Origin of the sequence: Pantoea sp. Pa-EAmG (assembly GCF_030024295.1) — a bacterium.
In the GTDB taxonomy this organism is placed as follows: domain Bacteria; phylum Pseudomonadota; class Gammaproteobacteria; order Enterobacterales; family Enterobacteriaceae; genus Pantoea; species Pantoea dispersa.
Map to the genome: position 1 here is coordinate 1 of NZ_JASEWO010000363.1, position 1,127 is coordinate 1,127.

At 47.4% G+C, this 1,127-nt stretch carries 1 protein-coding gene and 1 pseudogene; both read right to left on the reverse strand.

Going from position 1 to position 1,127, the window contains the following annotated elements; genetic code table 11:
• Positions 1–456: 456 nt before the first annotated feature.
• Positions 457–819 (reverse strand): 50S ribosomal protein L7/L12, encoded by a 363-nt coding sequence (rplL, locus tag QMM04_RS22640; RefSeq protein WP_200578760.1) that lies wholly within the window; start codon positions 817–819, stop codon positions 457–459.
• A gap of 66 nt (positions 820–885) precedes the next feature.
• Positions 886–1,127: pseudogene (gene rplJ / locus QMM04_RS22645) on the reverse strand (50S ribosomal protein L10); the annotation flags it as partial.

A 1,127-nucleotide genomic window follows, 5' to 3' on the forward strand; every position in this document is an offset into this window, starting at 1 on the left:
GGATCTTGCTCGATAAACTTCTGGAACGAGTCAAGCTGGATAGAAAGGAGATAAGGTATGTCCAGAACTTGTGGACGTTTACCAAAATCCTTACGAATACGTTTTTTCTCGGTATAGGAGTAAACCATAGGGTTCCTCAGCTAGCTGACAAGTCGACCCACGCTGTCCGTCCTGAAGGGACAGTTCATGCAACACTATTTTGTTTTTCATGCGATGCGCGGCACCCCATGCAATACATCTTTCTATCACTCTTAAATCATTTCATCGCCGTTGCGCAGGCAGGGAACCCTCACAGGAAAGCGATATATTAAGTCGTCGATAGAAAAAGATATTGAAGAGAAACAATGGACAAACAGTGCGAAACGCCATCGTTCCCCTGTAGCGCAAAAAGGCTGGTGACCAAAAAGTCACCAGCCATCAGCCTGGAGTTACTCAGGCTGCAACCCGAAGGTTGTCTTACTTAACTTCAACTTCAGCGCCAGCTTCTTTCAGCAGTGCTTCCAGAGCAGCTGCGTCATCTTTGCTGATGCCTTCTTTGATAACACCGGTAGCTTCAACCAGGTCTTTAGCTTCTTTCAGGCCCAGACCAGTTGCAGTACGAACTGCTTTGATTACGGCAACTTTGTTAGCGCCAGCAGCTTTCAGAATTACGTCGAATTCAGTTTTCTCTTCAACAGCTTCAGCTGGGCCAGCAGCAACAGCTACAGCAGCAGCAGCAGAAACGCCGAATTTTTCTTCCATAGCAGAAACCAGCTCAACTACTTCCATTACGGACATAGCTGCAACTGCTTCCAGAATTTGATCTTTAGTGATAGACATATCGATTGTTCCTAAAAAACAGATAAAGTTTATACGTTAGCAAGTACGAAGGAAAAGAAGATGGCCTTAAGCCGCTTCTTTTGCATCGCGTACAGCAGCCAGAGTGCGGACCAGTTTGCCAGCAGCGGCTTCTTTCATGGTCGACATCAGACGTGCCAGTGCTTCTTCGTAAGTCGGCAGAGTTGCCAGACGGTCAATATTGGCCGCCGTGATCAGCTCACCTTCAAAGGCTGCAGCTTTGACCTCAAATTTTGCATTCGCTTTCGCGAACTCTTTGAACAGACGAGCAGCAGCGCCCGGGTGTTCCA

Excerpts from the sequence above, each read along its gene's own strand:
- rplL (WP_200578760.1), bottom strand. The coding sequence starts at position 819 with ATGTCTATCACTAAAGATCAAATTCTGGAAGCAGTTGCAGCTATGTCC.